The 18788-nt window shown below is 59.2% G+C and carries 18 protein-coding genes and 1 pseudogene; 9 read left to right on the top strand and 10 right to left on the bottom strand.

The window, feature by feature from the left end; translation table 11 throughout:
- Positions 1 to 293 precede the first annotated feature (293 nt).
- The 4 genes from petA (at position 294) to Q4Q11_RS10030 (ending at position 3714) form a co-directional block, all read left to right on the top strand.
- A complete protein-coding gene (gene petA, locus Q4Q11_RS10045; protein WP_112506012.1) occupies positions 294 to 872 on the top strand; it encodes a ubiquinol-cytochrome c reductase iron-sulfur subunit in 579 nt (192 codons plus the stop codon).
- A gap of 14 nt (positions 873 to 886) precedes the next feature.
- Positions 887 to 2167 carry a cytochrome b N-terminal domain-containing protein gene (locus tag Q4Q11_RS10040; protein WP_112506009.1) on the top strand — a complete coding sequence of 427 codons (1281 nt, stop codon included), beginning with the start codon at positions 887 to 889 and terminating at the stop codon, positions 2165 to 2167.
- Between the two features lie 21 nt (positions 2168 to 2188).
- On the top strand, positions 2189 to 3055 hold the full coding sequence (locus Q4Q11_RS10035; RefSeq protein WP_113216606.1) for a cytochrome c1: 867 nt from the start codon (positions 2189 to 2191) through the stop codon (positions 3053 to 3055).
- Positions 3056 to 3171: 116 nt separating this feature from the next.
- Positions 3172 to 3714 (top strand): adenine phosphoribosyltransferase, encoded by a 543-nt coding sequence (locus Q4Q11_RS10030; protein ID WP_112506003.1) that lies wholly within the window; start codon positions 3172 to 3174, stop codon positions 3712 to 3714.
- Between the two features lie 48 nt (positions 3715 to 3762).
- On the opposite strand, the gene Q4Q11_RS10025 is transcribed toward Q4Q11_RS10030, so the two are convergent.
- Both Q4Q11_RS10025 and Q4Q11_RS10020 read right to left on the bottom strand, forming a co-directional pair.
- Positions 3763 to 4230, bottom strand: coding sequence for a MaoC family dehydratase (locus Q4Q11_RS10025; RefSeq protein ID WP_113222492.1), 468 nt, complete (start codon positions 4228 to 4230; stop codon positions 3763 to 3765).
- Positions 4227 to 4691, bottom strand: a complete 465-nt coding sequence (locus Q4Q11_RS10020; protein WP_112506193.1) for a MaoC family dehydratase — start codon at positions 4689 to 4691, stop codon at positions 4227 to 4229. Before Q4Q11_RS10020 ends, Q4Q11_RS10025 begins: the two co-directional genes overlap by 4 nt.
- A gap of 183 nt (positions 4692 to 4874) precedes the next feature.
- Between Q4Q11_RS10020 and Q4Q11_RS10015 the strand changes: the two genes are divergently transcribed.
- Positions 4875 to 5999 (top strand): hypothetical protein, encoded by a 1125-nt coding sequence (locus tag Q4Q11_RS10015; protein WP_498569400.1) that lies wholly within the window; start codon positions 4875 to 4877, stop codon positions 5997 to 5999.
- Positions 6000 to 6020: 21 nt separating this feature from the next.
- On the opposite strand, the gene ychF is transcribed toward Q4Q11_RS10015, so the two are convergent.
- A complete protein-coding gene (gene ychF / locus Q4Q11_RS10010; protein WP_113222490.1) occupies positions 6021 to 7124 on the bottom strand; it encodes a redox-regulated ATPase YchF in 1104 nt (367 codons plus the stop codon).
- Positions 7125 to 7353: 229 nt separating this feature from the next.
- Between ychF and clpS the strand changes: the two genes are divergently transcribed.
- Entirely contained in the window at positions 7354 to 7665 is a 312-nt protein-coding gene (gene clpS, locus Q4Q11_RS10005) for an ATP-dependent Clp protease adapter ClpS (protein ID WP_112506191.1), read from the top strand.
- A gap of 16 nt (positions 7666 to 7681) precedes the next feature.
- On the opposite strand, the gene Q4Q11_RS10000 is transcribed toward clpS, so the two are convergent.
- The 5 genes from Q4Q11_RS10000 to Q4Q11_RS09980 all read right to left on the bottom strand — a co-directional run bounded on the left by Q4Q11_RS10000 (position 7682) and on the right by Q4Q11_RS09980 (position 12919).
- Positions 7682 to 8155: a GNAT family N-acetyltransferase gene (locus tag Q4Q11_RS10000; RefSeq protein WP_113216602.1), complete on the bottom strand. Its 474-nt coding sequence runs from the start codon at positions 8153 to 8155 to the stop codon at positions 7682 to 7684.
- A 1-nt stretch (position 8156) separates the two neighbouring features.
- Positions 8157 to 8873 carry an aminoacyl-tRNA hydrolase gene (gene pth, locus Q4Q11_RS09995; RefSeq protein ID WP_112506188.1) on the bottom strand — a complete coding sequence of 239 codons (717 nt, stop codon included), beginning with the start codon at positions 8871 to 8873 and terminating at the stop codon, positions 8157 to 8159.
- A gap of 73 nt (positions 8874 to 8946) precedes the next feature.
- The gene (locus Q4Q11_RS09990; RefSeq protein WP_498569399.1) at positions 8947 to 9678 is read right to left on the bottom strand and encodes a substrate-binding periplasmic protein; all 732 of its coding nucleotides are present in this window, start codon (positions 9676 to 9678) and stop codon (positions 8947 to 8949) included.
- A 14-nt stretch (positions 9679 to 9692) separates the two neighbouring features.
- Complete coding sequence (locus Q4Q11_RS09985) at positions 9693 to 12059, bottom strand: EAL domain-containing protein (protein WP_112505986.1); 2367 nt, start codon at positions 12057 to 12059, stop codon at positions 9693 to 9695.
- A 242-nt stretch (positions 12060 to 12301) separates the two neighbouring features.
- Entirely contained in the window at positions 12302 to 12919 is a 618-nt protein-coding gene (locus Q4Q11_RS09980) for a 50S ribosomal protein L25/general stress protein Ctc (RefSeq protein WP_112505983.1), read from the bottom strand.
- 300 nt (positions 12920 to 13219) lie between these two features.
- On the opposite strand from Q4Q11_RS09980, the gene Q4Q11_RS09975 reads away from it, so the two are divergent.
- The 3 genes from Q4Q11_RS09975 (at position 13220) to Q4Q11_RS09965 (ending at position 17494) form a co-directional block, all read left to right on the top strand.
- A complete protein-coding gene (locus tag Q4Q11_RS09975; protein ID WP_112505980.1) occupies positions 13220 to 14662 on the top strand; it encodes a hypothetical protein in 1443 nt (480 codons plus the stop codon).
- 110 nt (positions 14663 to 14772) lie between these two features.
- Positions 14773 to 16233, top strand: a complete 1461-nt coding sequence (locus Q4Q11_RS09970; RefSeq protein ID WP_112505977.1) for a hypothetical protein — start codon at positions 14773 to 14775, stop codon at positions 16231 to 16233.
- Between the two features lie 25 nt (positions 16234 to 16258).
- Entirely contained in the window at positions 16259 to 17494 is a 1236-nt protein-coding gene (locus tag Q4Q11_RS09965; RefSeq protein ID WP_498569398.1) for an MFS transporter, read from the top strand.
- 14 nt (positions 17495 to 17508) lie between these two features.
- On the opposite strand, the gene Q4Q11_RS09960 is transcribed toward Q4Q11_RS09965, so the two are convergent.
- Complete coding sequence (locus Q4Q11_RS09960) at positions 17509 to 18441, bottom strand: ribose-phosphate pyrophosphokinase (RefSeq protein ID WP_112505972.1); 933 nt, start codon at positions 18439 to 18441, stop codon at positions 17509 to 17511.
- A gap of 105 nt (positions 18442 to 18546) precedes the next feature.
- Positions 18547 to 18788 (bottom strand): annotated as a pseudogene (locus Q4Q11_RS09955) (hypothetical protein); the annotation flags it as partial.

Genomic DNA, 18788 nt, shown 5'->3' with positions numbered 1-18788 from the left:
TATTTTGCTCCGCACCAAAGAAAAATTCCGTATGAATTCTGTGGTTTTTCAGGTGCTTAACTTCTCGTCCCGGTGAGGGGAAGATTTACGCTCCGGGCTTGCCGCGAAACAGCGCAGTTTTGCCGCGACATTGTGCCCTCTCCCCTTGCCAAGACTGGACATAATTTGCGATCAAGCTTAGAACGCAGCGGGTTACGGAGGAATCTATGGCTAAATTATGGTCGCTTTGATTCGCCGTTAGTGAGAGGGGTATCACGGTTTTGCCGTGGTCTGCGGGAAGAGGATGTGCAGCCTTGAGCGAGCATAGTACGACAGTTGAGTCCACCGGCGAGCCGACTCGTCGCGATTTCCTTTATTTGACGACAGGTATGGCCGGTGCAGTGGGTGCCGTTGCCGTGGCTTGGCCGTTCATCGACCAGATGCGGCCGGATGCATCGACGCTCGCTCTTGCATCCATCGAAGTCGATGTGTCGAGTCTCGAGCCTGGCATGTCCTTGACGGTGAAGTGGCGCGGCAAACCCGTCTTCATCCGTAACCGCACGCAGAAGGAAATCGACGATGCCAAGGGCACGCAGCTTTCGGACCTGAAGGATCCGATCGCCCGCAACGCCAATCTGCCGTCGGACGCACAGGCAACCGATGTCGCCCGTTCGGCCGGCGAGGGCAAGGAAAACTGGCTCGTCATGATCGGCGTCTGCACCCATCTCGGCTGCATTCCGCTTGGTCAGGCGGGAGAATACGGCGGGTGGTTCTGTCCCTGCCACGGCTCGGTCTACGATACCGCCGGCCGCATTCGCCACGGGCCTGCGCCGATGAATCTTGCGATTCCGCAATATGCGTTCACGTCGGAAAAGAAGATCAAGGTCGGTTGAGGGGGAACTGAATCATGAGTGGTCATTCGTCTTACGAGCCATCGACAGGGCTCGAAAAATGGGTCGATGCGCGGCTGCCGCTGCCGCGTATGGTCTATGACAGTTTTGTCGCCTACCCGGTCCCGCGCAATCTGAACTATGCCTATACGTTCGGCGCCATGCTGGCCGTCATGCTGGTCCTGCAGATCCTGACCGGTGTCGTGCTCGCCATGCACTATGCCGCCAATACGGCGATCGCCTTCAATTCGGTCGAAAAGATCGTCCGCGACGTCAATCACGGATGGCTGCTGCGCTACATGCATGCCAACGGCGCGTCCTTCTTCTTCGTGGCGGTCTATCTGCACATCGCCCGCGGCCTGTATTACGGCTCCTACAAGGCGCCGCGCGAAATCCTCTGGATTCTCGGCGTGATCATCTATCTTCTGATGATGGCGACGGCCTTCATGGGCTACGTTCTGCCCTGGGGGCAGATGTCCTTCTGGGGCGCAACCGTCATCACCGGTTTCTTCTCTGCCTTCCCGTGGGTCGGCGATTGGATCCAGACCTTCCTGCTCGGCGGCTTCGCCGTCGACGATCCGACGCTCAACCGGTTCTTCTCGCTGCACTATCTGCTGCCGTTCATGATTGCGGGTGTCGTCATCCTGCACATCTGGGCGCTGCATGTGACCGGCCAGACGAACCCGACCGGCGTCGAAGTCAAGCTGAAGACCGACACGGTCGCCTTCACGCCCTATGCGACGCTGAAGGATGCGCTGGGCGTTTCCATCTTCCTGCTGGTCTTCGCCTATTTCGTCTTCTACCTGCCGAACTTCCTCGGCCATGCCGACAACTATATCCCGGCCAATCCGCTGAAGACGCCGGCCCATATCGTTCCGGAATGGTACTTCCTGCCGTTCTACGCGATGCTGCGCTCGATCACCTTCAACATCGGCCCGATCGACTCCAAGCTCGGCGGCGTTCTGACCATGTTCGGCGCGATCATCGTGCTGTTCTTCCTGCCCTGGCTCGATACGTCGAAGGTTCGCTCGGCCGTCTATCGTCCCTGGTACAAGCTGTTCTTCTGGCTGTTCATCGCCGATGCCGTCCTGCTCGGCTGGCTCGGCTCTCAGCCGGCGGAAGGCATCTACACCACGGCAGCGCAGTTCGCGACGCTGTTCTACTTCCTGTTCTTCCTGGTCATCATGCCAATCCTTGGCATAGTCGAGACACCGAAACGCATTCCGAATTCGATTACGGAGGCGGTTCTTGAGAAGCAGGGCGGCAATAAAAAAGACGCCGTCGCGATGAGCGCCTGAGCGGTTGGAAGGAAGAAAACGATGAAAAAGATTGTTGCCGGCCTTCTCTCGCTCGCCCTGATCGGCGGTTCGGCCACTGTTTCCGCGATCGCTGCGGAAACGAAGCCTGCCGCGGAAGCCGAGACGCCGCATTATCCGCTGAAGGAACCGCGCGAACAGCATTGGACCTTCTCCGGTCCGTTCGGCTATTACGACAAGGCGCAGCTCCAACGCGGCCTCAAGGTCTATACGGAAGTCTGTTCGGCCTGCCACTCGATGAAGCTGGTGGCTTACCGCACGCTGGAAGATCTCGGCTATTCGGAAGCCCAGGTAAAGGCCTTTGCCGCCAATTACGAGGTGCAGGACGGGCCGAACCCTCAGGGTGAAATGTTCAGCCGCAAGGCGCTTCCGTCCGACCATTTCAATTCGCCGTTCCCGAACGACGAGGCGGCTGCCGCCTCCAACAACGGGGCGGTGCCGCCCGACATGTCGCTGCTTGCCAAGGCACGCGAAATCGAGCGCGGCTTCCCGCAGTTCATCTTCGATATCTTCACACAGTATCAAGAAGGCGGGCCGGACTATATCTACTCGCTGCTGACCGGCTACGAAGAGCCGCCGGCCGGTTTCAAGGTGCCGCAGAACTCGCACTACAACCCGTATTTCAGTGCGGCTGCGACCTTTGCGATGCCGAAGCCGCTGTCCGACGGCCAGGTAACCTACGACGACGGCTCGCCGCAGACGGTAGACCAGTATGCACGCGACGTGGCTGCATTCCTGATGTGGACCTCCGAGCCGCATCTGGAAGATCGCAAGCACCTCGGCTTCATGGTCATGGTGTTTCTGTTGATCTTCTCGGCATTGATCTATCTCACCAAGCGCTCCGTCTATGCCAAAGCGGGCGCTCACTGAGTATTGCGATGTTTCAACGAAAAGGCGGCCGGTCGAGGCCGCCTTTTTTGTTGGTCTGACGCCCGGGTCTTGATAGGGTACGGCCGGCCCTATCATAGCCTGAGAGTACATATTTCATGAACACTATCACTTCGGAGCTCGCTGCCAGCATCCGTTCCATTCCGGACTATCCCAAGCCAGGTATCATCTTCCGCGACATCACGACGATGCTTGGCGATGCCAGGGCGTTTCGTCGGGCCGTGGATGCGCTGGTGCATCCCTATGCCGGTTCCAAGATCGACAAGGTCGCCGGGATGGAAGCGCGGGGCTTCATTCTCGGGGGTGCAGTGGCGCATCAGCTGTCGTCCGGCTTCGTGCCGATCCGCAAGAAGGGCAAGTTGCCGCACGATATCGTCCGCATTGCCTACAGCCTGGAATATGGCGTCGACGAAATGGAGATGCATCGCGATGCGATCAATCCTGGCGAGAAGGTCATTCTGGTGGACGATCTGATCGCTACCGGCGGCACCGCCGTCGGTGCGACGAAGCTCTTGCGTCAGATCGGCGCCGAAGTCGTTGCAGCCTGCTTCGTGATCGATCTGCCTGACCTTGGCGGCCGCAGGAAGCTCGAAGAGCTCGATGTGCCGGTGCATACGCTGGTAGAATTCGCCGGGCATTAAGCCGCCTGGCAGATTGCCGGGGCCGTCATGAGCGGCCTCGGCAGGTTGCTATTCAAAGGCCAGCACGGTGCTTTCGAAGCGCAATGCCGGTGCGTTATGCTGGTTCACCCCATCACAGGCGAGCGTGTAGAGCGTCCAGCCGGGGCGCGAGGCCAGCGGACGGCTGCCAAGGATGGTCACGCCATAGGTGATCGTGTCGCCGGCAAAGACAGGGCGCAGCCACTGCAGATTCTTGAAACCCGGCGATGGGCCGAGATTGGGCGGCGTCTTGCCTTCGGCGAGAAGCCGGGACGTTTCGGACTTCCAAAAATCGACGAAGCTGCGCATCCACATGGAGCAGCTATGCCAGCCGGAGGCGCACAGACCGCCGAACAGTGAGTGCCTGGCCGCTTCCGCATCCATATGGAAAATCTGCGGATCGAAGCGCGAGGCGAAGCGGACGATGCTCTCGGGTGTGAAGGTATGGCTGCCGATCTCGACGCGTTCGCCCAAGGGATAGAGGTCGCTCATCTTCATGCCGAGACCTCCGTGCTGGCGCGCATGCGGATCATGGTCGCGTTCTCTCCGAGGCAGACGAGCTCGCCGCGCTGGTTCTCGACTTCATGACGGAATTTAACGATGCCGATGCCCGGGCGGGAGCGCATGGGGCGTACCTCCACCACGATGGATCGGCCCGACAGCGTGTCTCCGGCCAGAACGGGCTTTTTCCACTCCATGAAATCGATGCCCGGTGCACCCTGTGCATCGGCCTCAAGGAGGTAGGAGTCGCACATCATGCGCATGAACACCGCCGAGGTATGCCAGCCGGAAGCGGCAAGGCCGCCGAGAATACTGGCCCGGCCGGCTTCCTCGTCCAGATGCATCGGCTGGGGGTCGAATTCCCTGGCGAATTCGATGATTTCCGCCGCTGTCATATGTTTAGGGCCGAGCGGAAATTCCCGTCCCGGCCGGAAGTCTTCGTAGACGAGTTTCGTCATGTCTTCTGTCGTCCTCCACGTCTCGTCCATCGGCAATCGCATGGCCAGCTGTGGCGGTGCAAGCATTTTCCATGACCATGACGGGCGATCACAGGGTGATTGCCTACCGGCGTCCGGCAGCCCTTGATTGTGCGGCGGCGATGTGTTGAGGCTTGTTCGTTGCAAAACGGGACGGAAGCAGGAATGAGCGAACTCAAGATCGCATTGGACGAGGCAGCCGGCGAGGGGATTATTTCATCGAGCCAGGCCGAGAGATTGCTGCCCTATCTCACGGGGAAGGACATCGGCGCTCTGTCGATAGATCGGGGGCTCTCGGCGCCGCGCTCCCTTGATGAGTCCAATCCGGTGGAAGATACGGAAGCGCCGCGTTTCGTGCGCGGTTTTCACGACGTGCTCATCACTATCGGGGTCATCGTGCTGCTGGTCGGGCTCTGGGGAGTGGCAAACCGCTACCTGTCCTTGCTGGCAATCGTCGTCCTGGCGGAGATCTTGGTGCGACGTCAACGACTGGCGCTTCCGGCCGTGGATTTGACTGTCGCGCTCGTCGCCTGGGTTTTCCATACCGTGGTGACCTACGTCGGCTCCACGCCGGCACTGGGCAACAATTTCACCATCGGCGCAATCGTCATAGCGGCGCCATTTCCGCTGTCGCTGGCATTGTTTTACTGGCGCTATCGCGTGCCGCTGTCGCTGGCGTTATTTTTATTCTCGTTGTTCGGGTTGTTTCTCGCAGCGGTCTTCTATGTCGCCGGTACGGTGACGGGTTCCACGAATGTGCCGGCAGACTATCCGATCCAGACGCTCATGATCCTGCTGGTAACCGCGCTCGCCAGCTTCGCCTTGGCGATGCGTTTCGATCTCAGCGATCCGCAGAGGGTTACGCGTCGTTCCGACGTCGCGTTCTGGCTGCATCTCGCGACTGCGCCGGCATTGCTTTATTCGACCGTCCTTCTGGCTTTGCGCCTGGAGCTTGCCAGCGGCGGCACCGTCTTTAACAATCTTACCGATGTGCCATTCGGCAGCTATCTGCAGGCCGTAACGGTGCTGGTGGTGGTTCTGGCAATGATGCTGATCGGGCTTGTCATCGATCGCCGCGCTTTCGTGACCGCCGGACTCGTCTCGCTAGGCCTCGCGACCGCGGCTCTCCTCACGCACAGCAATGCCGGCTTCGACAAAATCGGTTTCCTGGTGCTGATAATTGTCGGGCTGGTCGTGCTTGTGATCGGTATCGGCTGGGCCGATCTGCGCCGCCTCATCGTGCGGCATTTGCCTTCCGGTATGCAGGCGAGATTGCCGGCGCTCAGATAGGCGCCGACAATCTGGAGGCGATCAGGTGTTGAAGCGGAAGTGGATGACGTCGCCGTCCTGGACGACATATTCCTTGCCTTCGTCGCGCGCCTTGCCGGCTTCCTTGGCGCCGGTTTCGCCGTTGTAGGCGATGTAATCGTCATAGGCGATTGTATTGGCGCGAATGAAGCCGCGCTCGAAATCCGAATGGATGACGCCGGCTGCCTGCGGTGCCTTGGTGCCCTGTTCGATCGTCCAGGCGCGCGTCTCCTTCGGTCCTACGGTAAAGTAGGTGATGAGATGCAGCAGCTTGTAGCCGGCGCGGATCAGGCGGTCGAGGCCGGCTTCATCGAGGCCGAGCGCCGAAAGGAATTCCTTCGCTTCTTCATCGGGCAGCTGCGCCACTTCCGCTTCGATGGCGGCGGAGATGACGACGACTTCGGAATTCTGCTCCTTGGCCATGGCGGCGACGGCGGCCGTGTGCTCGTTGCCGGTCGCAGCATCGCCTTCGGCGACGTTGCAGACATAAAGCACGGGGTGCGAAGTCAGCAGATTCAGGCTCTTGAGGATACGGGTCTCCTCGGCATCCAGTTTGGACAGCAGCGTGCGGACAGGCTTGCCTTCCTGCAGCAGTGCCAAGGATGCGTCCATGATCGGCAGCATCGCCATGGATTCCTTGTCCTTGCCGGTGGCGCGCTTGCGCGTCTGCTCCGTGCGGCGCTCGAGGCTTTCGAGATCGGCGAGCATCAGCTCGGTCTCGATGGTCTCGGCATCGGCGACCGGATTGATGCGGCCCTCGACATGGGTGATGTCGCTATCTTCGAAGCAGCGCAGCACATGCACGATGGCATCGACTTCGCGGATATTGGCCAGGAACTGATTGCCGAGGCCTTCGCCCTTCGACGCGCCGCGCACGAGGCCGGCAATATCGACGAAGGAGATGCGCGTCGGAATCAGCTCCTTCGACTTGGCGACGTCGGCAAGCTTGCGCATGCGCGGATCGGGAACCGCGACTTCACCCGTATTCGGCTCGATCGTGCAGAACGGATAGTTCGCCGCCTGCGCCGCCGCCGTCTTGGTCAGCGCGTTGAACAAAGTGGACTTGCCGACATTCGGCAGCCCGACGATACCGCATTTGAAACCCATGGCACCTGGTCCATATCTAGAAAATCTTTGCAGTGCCTATGGGGGAAGGGCCGTTGCGGGTCAAGTCTTGGGCAAGCAAAGAGCCACTTTTCTGCCCACAGAGGAGGCTTGGTGCGGATATCGGCTTCATTGTCTCCCTCACACGACCGTTCTTGAAGGATGTGGTGCGCTGCACTATAATCCGGCCATTAGCCCAAAGTTCCTTTCCCTGTCGTCAACGGTGATGCCGATGAGTGACAATGACGTTGTCCTGAAACCAAAGCCCAAAACGAAGCCGAAGGTCGAGAGGCCGAAGCTCTACAAGATCATTCTCGTGAACGACGATTATACGCCGCGGGAATTCGTCATCACGGTGCTAAAGGCCGTCTTCCGCATGAGTGAGGAGACCGGCTATCGCGTCATGATGACGGCGCATAAGCTCGGAACCTGCGTTGTCATGGTCTGTGCGCGAGATATCGCCGAGACGAAGGCGCAGGAGGCAATCGATCTCGCAAAGAGCGCGGGCTTCCCGCTGATGTTCACGACCGAACCGGAAGAATAGGAGCGCTGGGCGCCTGTCAGGCCGGCCGGCGGATCTGGAAGCCGGTCTTGTCCTGGGTAAAACCGCAATTGGCGTAGAAACGCAGCGTCGCCGGGTTCTTCGATCCCGTCAGCAGCATGACTTTGTAGCAGTTCTTGTCCCAGGCCCGTGCAAACGCTTTGCGGAGGACCGTGCCGGCAAGGCCGCGCCGACGGTAGTCGGCGTGGGTCACCACATTCTCGATCAACGCGTAGGGCGCGCCGCCGCGCGTGAGATTTGGGGTAACGATCAGCGTCACGGAAGAGACGGCCTTGTCGCTGTCAAAAGCGGCGAGGATCGTCATGCCGGGATGGGCGAGGATTTCACCAAGGCGGCTCTGCGCTAGCTGCAGGTCCAATACCGGGTCCTCTGCATTCAAATGCCGGTAAAGTGCAAGCAGCGTCGGCAGGTCCGCCATCGCAATCGGCCGGATGACAATATCCGCGGTATTTTCGGCTGCTGGCTCCTGCATCTCAATTATCCTTCTTGCCGAACATCCTCTTCAGCATTTCCGCCATCGGGCCGGTTTCCGGCATCTTTGGCTGGCCGTGGTTGCGCGCCTGATGGATATGCGATTTGGCCGGCGCCTTCTTCTCCGGCTTCGGTGCGTCGTCTTCTGCTTTTCCGCCCAAAGCGAGGGCGATCTTGTTCATCAGCTGCGAATCCTCGCCGCGCACCAGCATGTCGGCATTGTCGGCAAGTGCGTCGAACAGCGGCTCGAGCCAGCTTTGATCGACCTTGGCGAAATCGCCGAGAACGTGGTTGTGCACGAGTTCCTTGGCGCCGGGATGACCGATGCCGAGCCGCAGGCGGCGATATTCCTTGCCGCAATGCGCATCGATCGACTTGATACCGTTGTGACCGCCATGGCCGCCGCCGGTCTTCAGCCGCGCCTTGCCGGCTGCCAGGTCGAGTTCGTCATAGATCACCAGGAGATCCGATGGCTGGAGCTTATAGAAGCGCATGGCCTCGCCGACGGCTTCGCCGGAGAGGTTCATGAAGGTCTGTGGCTTGATCAGCAGCACCTTTTGTCCGCCGAGTTCGCCTTCGGCAATCTCCGCCTTGAATTTCTTCGACCAGGGCGAAAAGCTGTGGCGCCGGTGGATCGCATCCACGGCCATGAAACCGATATTGTGGCGGTTGCCCTGATATTTGGCGCCCGGATTGCCGAGGCCCGCGATGAGAAGCATGCGCTTCACCCCTTGGAAAACACCGATGCCCTTCACCACAGCGATTTGACGGCAAAGTCAAGGCGGGATGCAGTCAGTCGCCGAGGTGCAGCCCATACTTCAGGAAAATCTGCCGCTGCGTGCCGTTTGCGATCAGCGCGTCGAGTTCGGCCTGCATTCTGCGCTGCAGATCGGCGGGGAAATCCTTCTGGCAGGCAATGCCCATGGGCTGCTGGGAAAGGATCGTGACTTTCTCGACGGCGTTACCCTCGCTCTTCAGCTTGTCGAAATAGAATTCCGAGATCGGCATCAGGTCGATGCGATCGCTCATGAGCTTCTTGAACGCAGCCTTGAAATCGCCGCCGACGTCGATGCGCGGGAAATTATTCCGGCGCAGGATCGTTTCCGTATAGTCCTCGCGCCAGGTGCCGACGAGATATTCCTTTGCTTCTTCGACGGTCGTTGCGGCAACCTTCGAGCCGCTGTGCTTGATCAGGATGCTACGGTCGATCAGCAGCGGCTGTATCCATTTGAAGAGCTTGTCGCGTTCTTCGTTGTGCGCAGCGACGAATACGCAGGTCATCGGCTCAATAAGAGCCTGGCTGTAGGCTCTCGCCCAGGGCATGATGTCGATCGTATAGTCGACCCCGATATCGGCCATCATCTTCTCCGCCTGTTCGGTGGTTGCGCCGACCGGTGTCTTGCCTTCACGATAATTGAACGGCGGATATTCTTCGGTGGTGAAATGAACGGTTTCGGCGCGGGCCGAAGTGAGAAGAAGCAGCGAAAACAGGCTGGTTGCAATCATGAACAGCAGTCTTCGCATGCGGCTCCTCATCGCTATGACGCTTGTGCTACGAGGGAAGGGTGATCTTGCCGAAGGCTGACCAGTGTCCTTACCAGATTGTCTGGATGCAGCGGCCGATAGAATAGATAGCCCTGACCATAATCGATGCCCATGGCGCGCAGGGTCGCGCATTCCTCTTCGGTTTCCACACCTTCCGCGATCACCGTGCAGTTCATTTTGTGCGACAGCGTGGTGATGCTCTCGACCAGCATGCGGCTTTTCGCACTGACATCGGAGGCGGTGTCGTTGATGGCGCGGATGAAGGATTGATCGATCTTTATGATATCGACCGGAAAGCGGTTGATATAGCTCAGCGACGAATAGCCCGTGCCGAAATCGTCGAGCGCAATGCGGCAGCCATAGTGGCAGATTTCGTTGATGACCATGCGCGTTTCCGGATTGTCATCCATCAACACGGCTTCGGTAATTTCGACGACGATGCGCCGGGGGGAGATTTCATGGCGCGAAAGCAGGGATGCGATCCGCAGCGGCAGTTCCGGCTCGAACTGCAAGGGCGAGAAGTTGATGGCGAGATAGGTGTCCTGCATGCCTTCGAGACGCGAGAGGCGGGCAAAGTTGGCGATCGCCTTCTCCATGATGCGGTTGCCGATGCGAATGATCGAGCCCGTCTCTTCGGCGACGTCGATGATGCGGGCAGGGGGCAGGATGCCTTTTTGTGGATGATGCAGCCGCATCAGCGCCTCGAAACCGGCGATCGAGCGGTCGTCCATGTTCACGACCGGCTGCAGATAGGCTTCGAACCAGTCCTCGTTGAGGCCGGCTTCGATATGGTTTTCCAGCTCGGCGCGGCGACGCGAGTCATCCAGCATGCCGTTGTCGAAGATCTGCGCCCCATTCTTGCCGTCGCGCTTCTTGGCATACATGGCGATGTCGGACTTCAGCAGCAACTCGGCCGCATTGGCTGCATGACGCGGATAGATCGCGATGCCGATACTGGCGCTCAAGCGCGCATCGCCGTCGAAGGGCGTTTCAAAGATTTCGGCAATGCGGGCGGCCATTTCGATGGCTCTTGCTTCCGCATTCTCAGCCAGCAGCAGCATGGCAAATTCGTCGCCGCCGAGACGCGCCGCAATGTCGCCCGGCTTCAGGCATTTCTGCAGGCGCGATACCAGTTCGCGCAGTGCCGCATCTCCGGCGGCATGGCCCATATTGTCGTTGATCCATTTGAAGCGGTCGAGATCGACGAAAAGGCAGGCAAGCTCGCGCCTGCGCAGATCGGCTTCGTTGATCTTGGCATCCAGCGCACTCTCGAAGCCCTGGCGATTGAGAAGACCGGTCAAATGGTCGGTGATCGCCTGCCGCAGATTGCGGTCTTCGGATTGCTTGAGTTCGGTGACGTCGGTCATGACGGAGAGCGACAGACCGTCCTGGATCGCTGTGGTCTCGAGGATCAGGACATCCATGACACGTCTGTCCCGGCACAGGAATTTTACCGTCACGGCGAGGCGGGCGGCGCTGTCGGGGTTGCCACGTTTACGCTCGATATACTGAGCGCGCGAGTCTGGCAGGACAAGGCTTGCAAACTCGCGGCCGATCACCTCGGCGCGATCATAGCCCGTGGCGGCAAGCCAATAGTCGCTGACGGCCGCGATGCAATCGTCCTTGTCGAGCGAAAAGAGCATGGCGGGCGTCAGATTATAGGTATCGGTGGCCCGGCGATGGGCAAGCTTCAGCTCGTTTTCCTCGCGCTGGAGCTTGCTTTGCATATCGTTGAAACTGCTGGCGAGCCGACCCATTTCATCGTTTGATTGCCAATCGACATGATGGCGCGAGCCAAGCCGCCGTGTGGCCTCGATGGCATGCGTCAGCCGCATCAGCGGCTGGATGACGAAGATGCGGTTGCCGATCAGCGCAGCACCGAAGACCGTCAGTACGGCGAAGATGAAGATGGAAATGAAGACGATCTCTTCGTTCTTCAGTCCGTCAAAGAGGCCGAGCTGAGGGTAATAGACCGTTATGGTGCCGAGCCGCTTCGCGCCATCCACGCCGTTATAGATGATCGGCCGATCGACCGACTCGAGATTGCCCTTGTAGGATTTCGGAATGGTCGATTGCGTGACGTCGAGCTGACCGGAAAGATCGCGGACGTTGACACGGACGATCGCGCCTTCGGCAACCGTCGTCGCGCTGATCTGGGTTACGCTGTCCTCGTCCAGATCCCATAGCGGCTTTGCCAGCGCCTGGGCATTGGCGACGAGAAGAACGGTTATATGATCCTTGATTTCCTTTTCGGCGCGTTCGGACGACAGAAAAAGGAACAGGATAAAGAGCGGCGCCACGAAAACCAGCAGCGCACCGCAAACGATCGCGAAAAACCTGTTTTCGACCGAATGGCTCATAATTCCATAAGCTCCCCAGCCATAGACCAGCGGATCTTGGGCGCCGCTTTCTACAACTCTTTCGGGTAGATTTTCATGAATCTGTTAAATGTTGCTGAAATTCTGGGGTTAATGGAAATCAATGACAGTATAGATTCCAAGAAGTTTGTATTTTTACTGTCTCTAATATTTGTTCTGCGGCACGAAAAAACCCGCCGTCCCAAAGGGAGGCGGGTTCGATCGTCTTACGTTGAAGATGCCAATCAGGCGCTGGCTTCTTCGCCGCCTTCGGCTTCGTCTTCCGCAAGGCCGGCAGCCGGAGCAACGATCGTTGCGATCGTGAAGTCGCGGTCAGCGATGACCGGGGTCACGTTCTTCGGCAGCTTCACGGCCGAGATATGGATGCTGTCGCCGCTCTTCAGGCCGCTGAGGTCAACGGTAAAGAATTCCGGGATGGCATCGGCCGGGCAGTGAACTTCGACTTCGTGACGAACAATGTTCAGCACGCCGCCAGCCTTGAGGCCCGGGGACTTCTCGTGGTTTTCGAAGTGAACCGGGATTTCGACGGTGACTTCGGTGTTGCCGGAGACGCGCAGGAAGTCGACGTGAACCGTGAAATCACGGACCGGATCGAGCTGGTAGTCCTTCGGCAGAACCTTGATCTTCTTGCCGCCGACGTCGATCGTTGCGACCGTCGTGAGGAAGCCGCCGGCGTGGATGCGCTTCGTCACCTCATTGGTGTTGAGAGCGATGGAAATGGGGGCCTGCTTGTCACCATAGATGACAGCGGGAATCAAACCGTTGCGGCGAAGTTCACGGGCGGACCCCTTACCAACCCGTTCGCGCGCCTCGGCCTTGAGCTCGTAGCTTTCGTGGCTCATGGCTATTCCTTTCGAGGTTATTTGGAGAGTTCATCCGGCCGGCCATGGCCGCGTCGGCTGAACTGGAGGAGGGACGAGCCCTGCCTCATCCGCGTTGCCTCCAAGGGTGTCTACGCGAACGCGTGGCGTATAATACAAAGCGGCGAAAGGTGCAAGCACCCCCGGAATGCGAGGCTTTGTGATGACATTGCAACTGCCCGAACAAGCCTGCGACGCTGCCTGTATCAACGACTTGACATATACCCTCGGCCCCATCAACAGTCGAATGCAATCGTTCAGGATCAGAAGGAGAGATCGGGCATGCGTTCCAGGGTCATCGCCGCCGCGGTTTTTTCCATGGGTCTTGCCGGTGCCTCACAGGCGGCCGATGTCAACGAGCAGGGTGCCAAGGAACTTCGCGGTATCCTGACGCATTCGCTTTCGCAGGATCTTGCCCGCAGCGATTTCGTGATCGTCAAGCCGGCAGGCGATCAGTATGAGATCACCTACGACCTCGGAAAGTTCTTCGACAAGGTCAACTCCAGCGCGTTTTCGGTTATGGGCTTCAAGCCATTCTCGCTCTTCGCCCAGCCGATCGAACAAGGGAAGTGGCATCTGACGGGCGACAACAGCCTCGATGTCGCCCTGCATTCGCCGACCTCCGATATCGCCTACTCCATCGCTTCCAGCTCCTTCGACGGCATTTTCGATCCCACGATCGAAATGATGCGGTCGATGGGCATCAAGAGCAGCGGCGTGAAATTCTCCAGCGTCGGCAGCGGTCCGAGAGGCGGGCGCAAGGTCGAAGCCACCGTCGACAGCGCCTCCTTCGCGCATACGGTCACGGACAGCAGCGAAGCGGGCAAGGTCGATCTGCAAATGCAGGGCACGCTGCAGCGTCTGAGCGAGCAATTGACCGTGCGACCGGATGGTCCGCCCATAACATTCAGTGCCGACAGCGTCGATACGAATGTCACCGCCACAAGCCTGCCGGCCCAGGATCTGCGGGCGCTCATTCGTTTCTTCGTTCAACATGTAAAGACCAAGCAGCTTTCGGAAAGCGGCAGCGAAAAGTTCGAGCAGCTCGTGCACCGCGCCCTGCCGGTTTTCGGATCGCTCAGCAAGACCGTGACCTTGAACAATGCCCTGGTGGCGACGGAGAAGGGCAAGATCGGCGTCAAACGTATCGACTATAGGTTCAGTATGGATGGCCTGACCAAGGCATCCAATGTCAATCTGGAGGTACGGGCGGAGCAATTCACGCCCGATGCGGGTCTTGTTCCGGCAGCTTATACGGCCTTCCTGCCGGCGGCGCTGGATGTGCAGCTTGGCGTGCCCAACATCGATTTCGCCGGTCTCATCGACACGGCGCTCGATGCGGTTGCCCCGCGAGCGGCCCCGGTTTCCGGTGAAGCGCTGAAGCGGACCATGTTTCCGAGCGGATATGGAACGCTGGAGTTCCCGAAAATCAGTGCGACTTCGGGTGCTTATGATGTCGAGATGTCCGGCGAGCTAAAGGCCTCGACCAAGCCTCATTCGGGCTTTTCTCTTCAGGCAACCATCCTGGCGCGCGATTTCGACAAGACGGTCGCCGCCATTCAGGAAGCAGCCAAGGCTCAGCCTCGTCTGAACAACGTCTCGTTCAGCTTGCTGGCGGCCAAGGGCTTTGCCAAGAGCGATCCGGACGGCCGTCTGCGCTGGGACGTCACCATGGATGAAGACCGGACTGTGACGGTCAACGGGCAGGTGATGAAAAAGCCTTGAGGTTTGAGGGCAAGCCCATGTATCAGGGCATCGACAAAGTTCCATATAAGGGTCCGATCGGGCCACGTCTGATTTGCACGTTTCTTTTTCATCATATTTGGGGGTGAGTTATGCGTTTAAAAGCGGTTGCTGCAGCGGCTGTCGTCGCTGCCGGCGTTGTCGGCAGCGTCCAGGCGGCCGACGTCAGCGAGCAGGGTGCGAAGGATCTCTACGGCAACCTGACCTATTTCCTGCCTGATGATATCGCAAAGAGCGGCGCGATCGCCGTCAAGCCGGTCAGCGGGCACTACGAAGTCACCTATGATTTGCAGAAGCTGCTCGACAAGCTGAATGTCAGCGGTTTCGACATCAGTGGCCTAAAGCCGCTGATGATGCTGGCGACACCGCTTGACGGCGGTCTTTGGAATATCGAAGGCAACAATGCTTTCGATGTGACGGCCCGTTCGAAACCTGGCAGCGGCCCCGACACCGAATTTCGCTATGCCCTGGCGTCATCGACCGTCCAGGGCGTGTTCGATCCGGCGCTTCATTATCTGCGTTCCATGGACATGAAGGGCAACGGCATCACCGTTGCAACAAAGACCACCGCCGAAGATAAGAGCGTCCAGAAGAATGACGCCACAGCCGACAGTATCACCTACACTGCGTCGTCCGCAGACAGCGGCGAGCCGGGCAGGCTCGATCTCAAGATGAACGGCAGCCTGCAATCGCTCTACGACAAGATCTCGGCCGACGATGCGACGCTCGGGGAAGTCAAGATCGCAGCGATCGATTTCAACATGGGAGCGACGAAGCTGCCCTTGAAGGCCCTGAATTCCCTGCTGCAGTTCGTTTCCGAGCACAAGGACGAGAAGACGCTTTCCGATGCCGATAGCAAGGCGGTCAAGGCGTTGCTGATGGATGCCATGCCGATCGTCGGCTCCTTCGAGGAGTCCGTGGCCATCAAGAATATCGCGGTTACGACCCCATTCGGCAATGGCGGCCTGCAGAAGATGGGCTATTTCTTCAAGATAGCCGGACCAGCCAAGGCCATGAATGCGGATTTTGGGTTAAGTGCCGAAAAGCTTGCACTGGAAACGGGCCTGATTCCCCAAGACTATGTCGCCTTCATTCCCGATACGGCCGATATCCAGGTTCAGGTGCCAAACCTGAATTTCTCCGCGCTGGTGGATGTTTTCCAGCAGGCCGACTTGAAGAAGCCGGATAGCGACACGGCCATGGACGAGAAGCTGCAGAAGGCCATGTTCCCCGACGGAACGATGACCGTCAACTTCCCGAGGATCAGTGCCGTATCGGGTCTCTACGATGTCGAGGCCTCCGGCAGCCTGCGCGGCTGGCTGAACGAGAAGGACCGCGTCTCCATGAAGATGACGGTTCTTGCCCGCGACCTCGACAAGACGATCGCCGCCATCCAGGAGGCCGCGAAGACCAAGGAGGATCTGTCTCAGCTCTCCTTCGGCCTGATGATGGCCAAGGGCTTTGCCAAGACGGACGCAGATGGGCGCTCGCGCTGGGATATCGATCTTTCAGACGACGGTCACATGTCGGTCAACGGCCAGGTGATGAAGTAAGCCACTCTGAAATCAGAATGCGATCATGTTCGTCCTGAAGCCGCTGAGCCAGCGCTCGATCTCTCTTCTATGGACCGGCCAGGTGCTGGCGGCTACAGGCTCCGAATTCTACATGGTTGCAGTCGTCTGGATTGCTGCCGATTTCATCGGCCGCGATGCGGGATATGTTTCCGCATTGCAGTCCGGCACGCTGCTGTTCGGCAGCCTTTTCGGCGGTATCGTTACGGATCGCTGGCGGCACAGCACGACAATGATCACTGCCGATCTGCTGCGTGCGGCTCTGTTGCTGATACTATCACTGGCGGGAATGCTGCATCTGATGAGCCTGCCGCTGCTGGTCGTGCTTGCCGGAAGCATCGCATTGCTGACATCGACGTTCGACCCGTCGCTGCAGGCGACGTTGCCGACGATTGCCGTCGATGCCGAAATCCGGCATGCGACCAACGGCTTGTTCGATGCCACCCGCCGCATGGCGCGCATTCTCGGCCCGAGCCTCATCGCGCTCGTGAATGGGTTCCTGCCGAAAACTCAGTTTTTCACCGTCACTGCAGCCACCTTCATATTCTCGGCGCTTGCCGTATGGCTGGCGGTAGCGAAACTCCCGGCGGCGTCGCGACGCCGCGATTTCTCCGGGATGGCGGCTGTCGTGGACGGTGTTCTTGGCGGATGGCGCGCGGCGCGGGGACATGTCGCAATCCTCTATGGCCTTTTCACCAACTTGACGGGAAACGTCGCCTGGGCAATGGGCATCCTGCTCGGCATGATCCTGCACTTGCGTGAAACCAGCGCCGACCCGCTGACCGACTACAGCCTGATGATGACCGCTTACGGGGTCGGCAACCTGACGACCAATCTGATCCTCGGCAGCGTCAAGCCACGCAGGCCCGTGGTCTGGATCATCGCGGCGAAGCTTATCTTCGGGTCGGGAGTTTTCCTGTTGCCGCTGATGCATGATCGGATATGGCTGATGATCGTTGCCTGCTTCGCGGCAATCAACGGCCCGTTTGAGAACCTTGCCATGCTGCATCTGATGCAGACACGCAGCGAACCGCATCGTCTGGCGCAGGTCTATCGCCTATTGATGTGCGCGATCTTCACCGGCCTGCTGCTGGCCTACCTGATGTCGCCGACCCTGTTTGCGTGGTTCGGCATCGGCCCTTCGATCATGGGATCGGGGGCGGCCGTCTTCCTCTCAGGGGTGCTGGGTGTTGGCCTGCTCGCATGGAAGCAGGCGCATCCCGCGCGGGCAAAGACGAGTTGAGGCGGCTGCGGACCTCAGTCGAAGAGGCTGGAAACCGATTCTTCCTGGCTGGTGCGGTTGATCGCTTCGCCGATAAGGCCTGCCGTCGTGATGACGCGGATGTTCGGCGCCGATAGCACAGCCGTCGTCGGCTGGATGGAATCGGTAATCACCAGTTCCTTCAGCTGCGAGTTCGCAACGCGGGTTACGGCGCCGCCGGAGAGAACGCCGTGGGTGATATAGGCGGTGACGCTTGCCGCACCTCGTGCAAGCAGGGCATCGGCGGCGTTGCAGAGCGTGCCGCCCGAATCGACGATATCGTCGATCAGCAAGCAATCCTTGCCGGTGACCTCGCCGATGATGTTCATCACTTCGGATTCGCCGGGGCGATCACGCCGCTTGTCCACGATCGCCAGCAGACAGTCCAGGCGTTTGGCGAGCGCACGGGCGCGCACGACGCCGCCGACATCCGGAGAGACGACCATGACGTTGCCGATATCGTAGTTCGCCTTGATGTCGCGCGTCAGGATCGGCAATGCGTAGAGATTGTCCGTGGGGATATCGAAGAAGCCCTGGATCTGGCCGGCATGGAGATCGAGCGTCAGCACGCGATCAGCGCCGGCCTCAGTGATGAGGTTGGCCACCAGCTTGGCGGAGATCGGCGTGCGCCCGGAGGCGCGGCGATCCTGGCGAGCATAGCCGAAATAGGGAAGAACCGCTGTGATGCGCCGCGCCGAAGAGCGCCGCATGGCATCGATCATGATCAACAGTTCCATGAGATGGTCGTTGGCCGGAAACGATGTTGGCTGAACGACGAACACATCCTCGCCGCGCACGTTCTCCTGGATTTCGACGAAGATTTCTTGGTCTGCGAAGCGCCTGACGCTGGCCTTGCCCAAGGGAACGTTAAGATAATTGCAGATCGCTTCGGCAAGATGCCGGTTCGAATTGCCTGCGAAAACCTTCATTGTGGCCCGCCTGTTACCAACCTGATAGCCGCGCTTTTAACCGCCTTGCTCTCGAATGCAAGGGGGTGAGGTGCGTTAGCTTTCATATTTCTGAAAAGCTTGTGGCTATCCACCGCTGGAATCGCGCCAGGAATTGAATTCCGACATGGTCTTGGTGGCAATTTTCTGCATGACCGTCGGAGGAACCGCCGACCATGGATCGCCGCGCTTGAGCGGCGCGCTTTCCGAGCCCTGTATTCTGTGGACGCGGTTGCCGTTGCCATCCAATACGTCCCAGACGTAGGTCACGGAGATCTGCGGGCCATCTTGGAAGGCGGAGAGATAGCCTTTCAGGATATACGCGGCGC

Source organism: Rhizobium sp. UFLA01-1127 (assembly GCF_059803845.1).
The sequence above is the reverse complement of the archived record's forward strand: the minus strand, read 5'-3'. Positions and strand labels throughout refer to the sequence as shown.

Excerpts from the sequence above, each read along its gene's own strand:
- Q4Q11_RS09965 (WP_498569398.1), top strand. The coding sequence starts at position 16,259 with ATGTTCGTCCTGAAGCCGCTGAGCCAGCGCTCGATCTCTCTTCTATGG.
- clpS (WP_112506191.1), top strand. The coding sequence starts at position 7,354 with ATGAGTGACAATGACGTTGTCCTGAAACCAAAGCCCAAAACGAAGCCG.
- Q4Q11_RS09975 (WP_112505980.1), top strand. The coding sequence starts at position 13,220 with ATGCGTTCCAGGGTCATCGCCGCCGCGGTTTTTTCCATGGGTCTTGCC.
- Q4Q11_RS10040 (WP_112506009.1), top strand. The coding sequence starts at position 887 with ATGAGTGGTCATTCGTCTTACGAGCCATCGACAGGGCTCGAAAAATGG.
- Q4Q11_RS10035 (WP_113216606.1), top strand. The coding sequence starts at position 2,189 with ATGAAAAAGATTGTTGCCGGCCTTCTCTCGCTCGCCCTGATCGGCGGT.
- Q4Q11_RS10025 (WP_113222492.1), bottom strand. The coding sequence starts at position 4,230 with ATGAAGATGAGCGACCTCTATCCCTTGGGCGAACGCGTCGAGATCGGC.
- Q4Q11_RS10030 (WP_112506003.1), top strand. The coding sequence starts at position 3,172 with ATGAACACTATCACTTCGGAGCTCGCTGCCAGCATCCGTTCCATTCCG.
- Q4Q11_RS09980 (WP_112505983.1), bottom strand. The coding sequence starts at position 12,919 with ATGAGCCACGAAAGCTACGAGCTCAAGGCCGAGGCGCGCGAACGGGTT.
- pth (WP_112506188.1), bottom strand. The coding sequence starts at position 8,873 with ATGCTTCTCATCGCGGGCCTCGGCAATCCGGGCGCCAAATATCAGGGC.
- Q4Q11_RS10000 (WP_113216602.1), bottom strand. The coding sequence starts at position 8,155 with ATGCAGGAGCCAGCAGCCGAAAATACCGCGGATATTGTCATCCGGCCG.
- Q4Q11_RS09985 (WP_112505986.1), bottom strand. The coding sequence starts at position 12,059 with ATGAGCCATTCGGTCGAAAACAGGTTTTTCGCGATCGTTTGCGGTGCG.
- Q4Q11_RS10020 (WP_112506193.1), bottom strand. The coding sequence starts at position 4,691 with ATGACGAAACTCGTCTACGAAGACTTCCGGCCGGGACGGGAATTTCCG.
- ychF (WP_113222490.1), bottom strand. The coding sequence starts at position 7,124 with ATGGGTTTCAAATGCGGTATCGTCGGGCTGCCGAATGTCGGCAAGTCC.
- Q4Q11_RS09990 (WP_498569399.1), bottom strand. The coding sequence starts at position 9,678 with ATGCGAAGACTGCTGTTCATGATTGCAACCAGCCTGTTTTCGCTGCTT.
- Q4Q11_RS09960 (WP_112505972.1), bottom strand. The coding sequence starts at position 18,441 with ATGAAGGTTTTCGCAGGCAATTCGAACCGGCATCTTGCCGAAGCGATC.
- Q4Q11_RS10015 (WP_498569400.1), top strand. The coding sequence starts at position 4,875 with ATGAGCGAACTCAAGATCGCATTGGACGAGGCAGCCGGCGAGGGGATT.
- Q4Q11_RS09970 (WP_112505977.1), top strand. The coding sequence starts at position 14,773 with ATGCGTTTAAAAGCGGTTGCTGCAGCGGCTGTCGTCGCTGCCGGCGTT.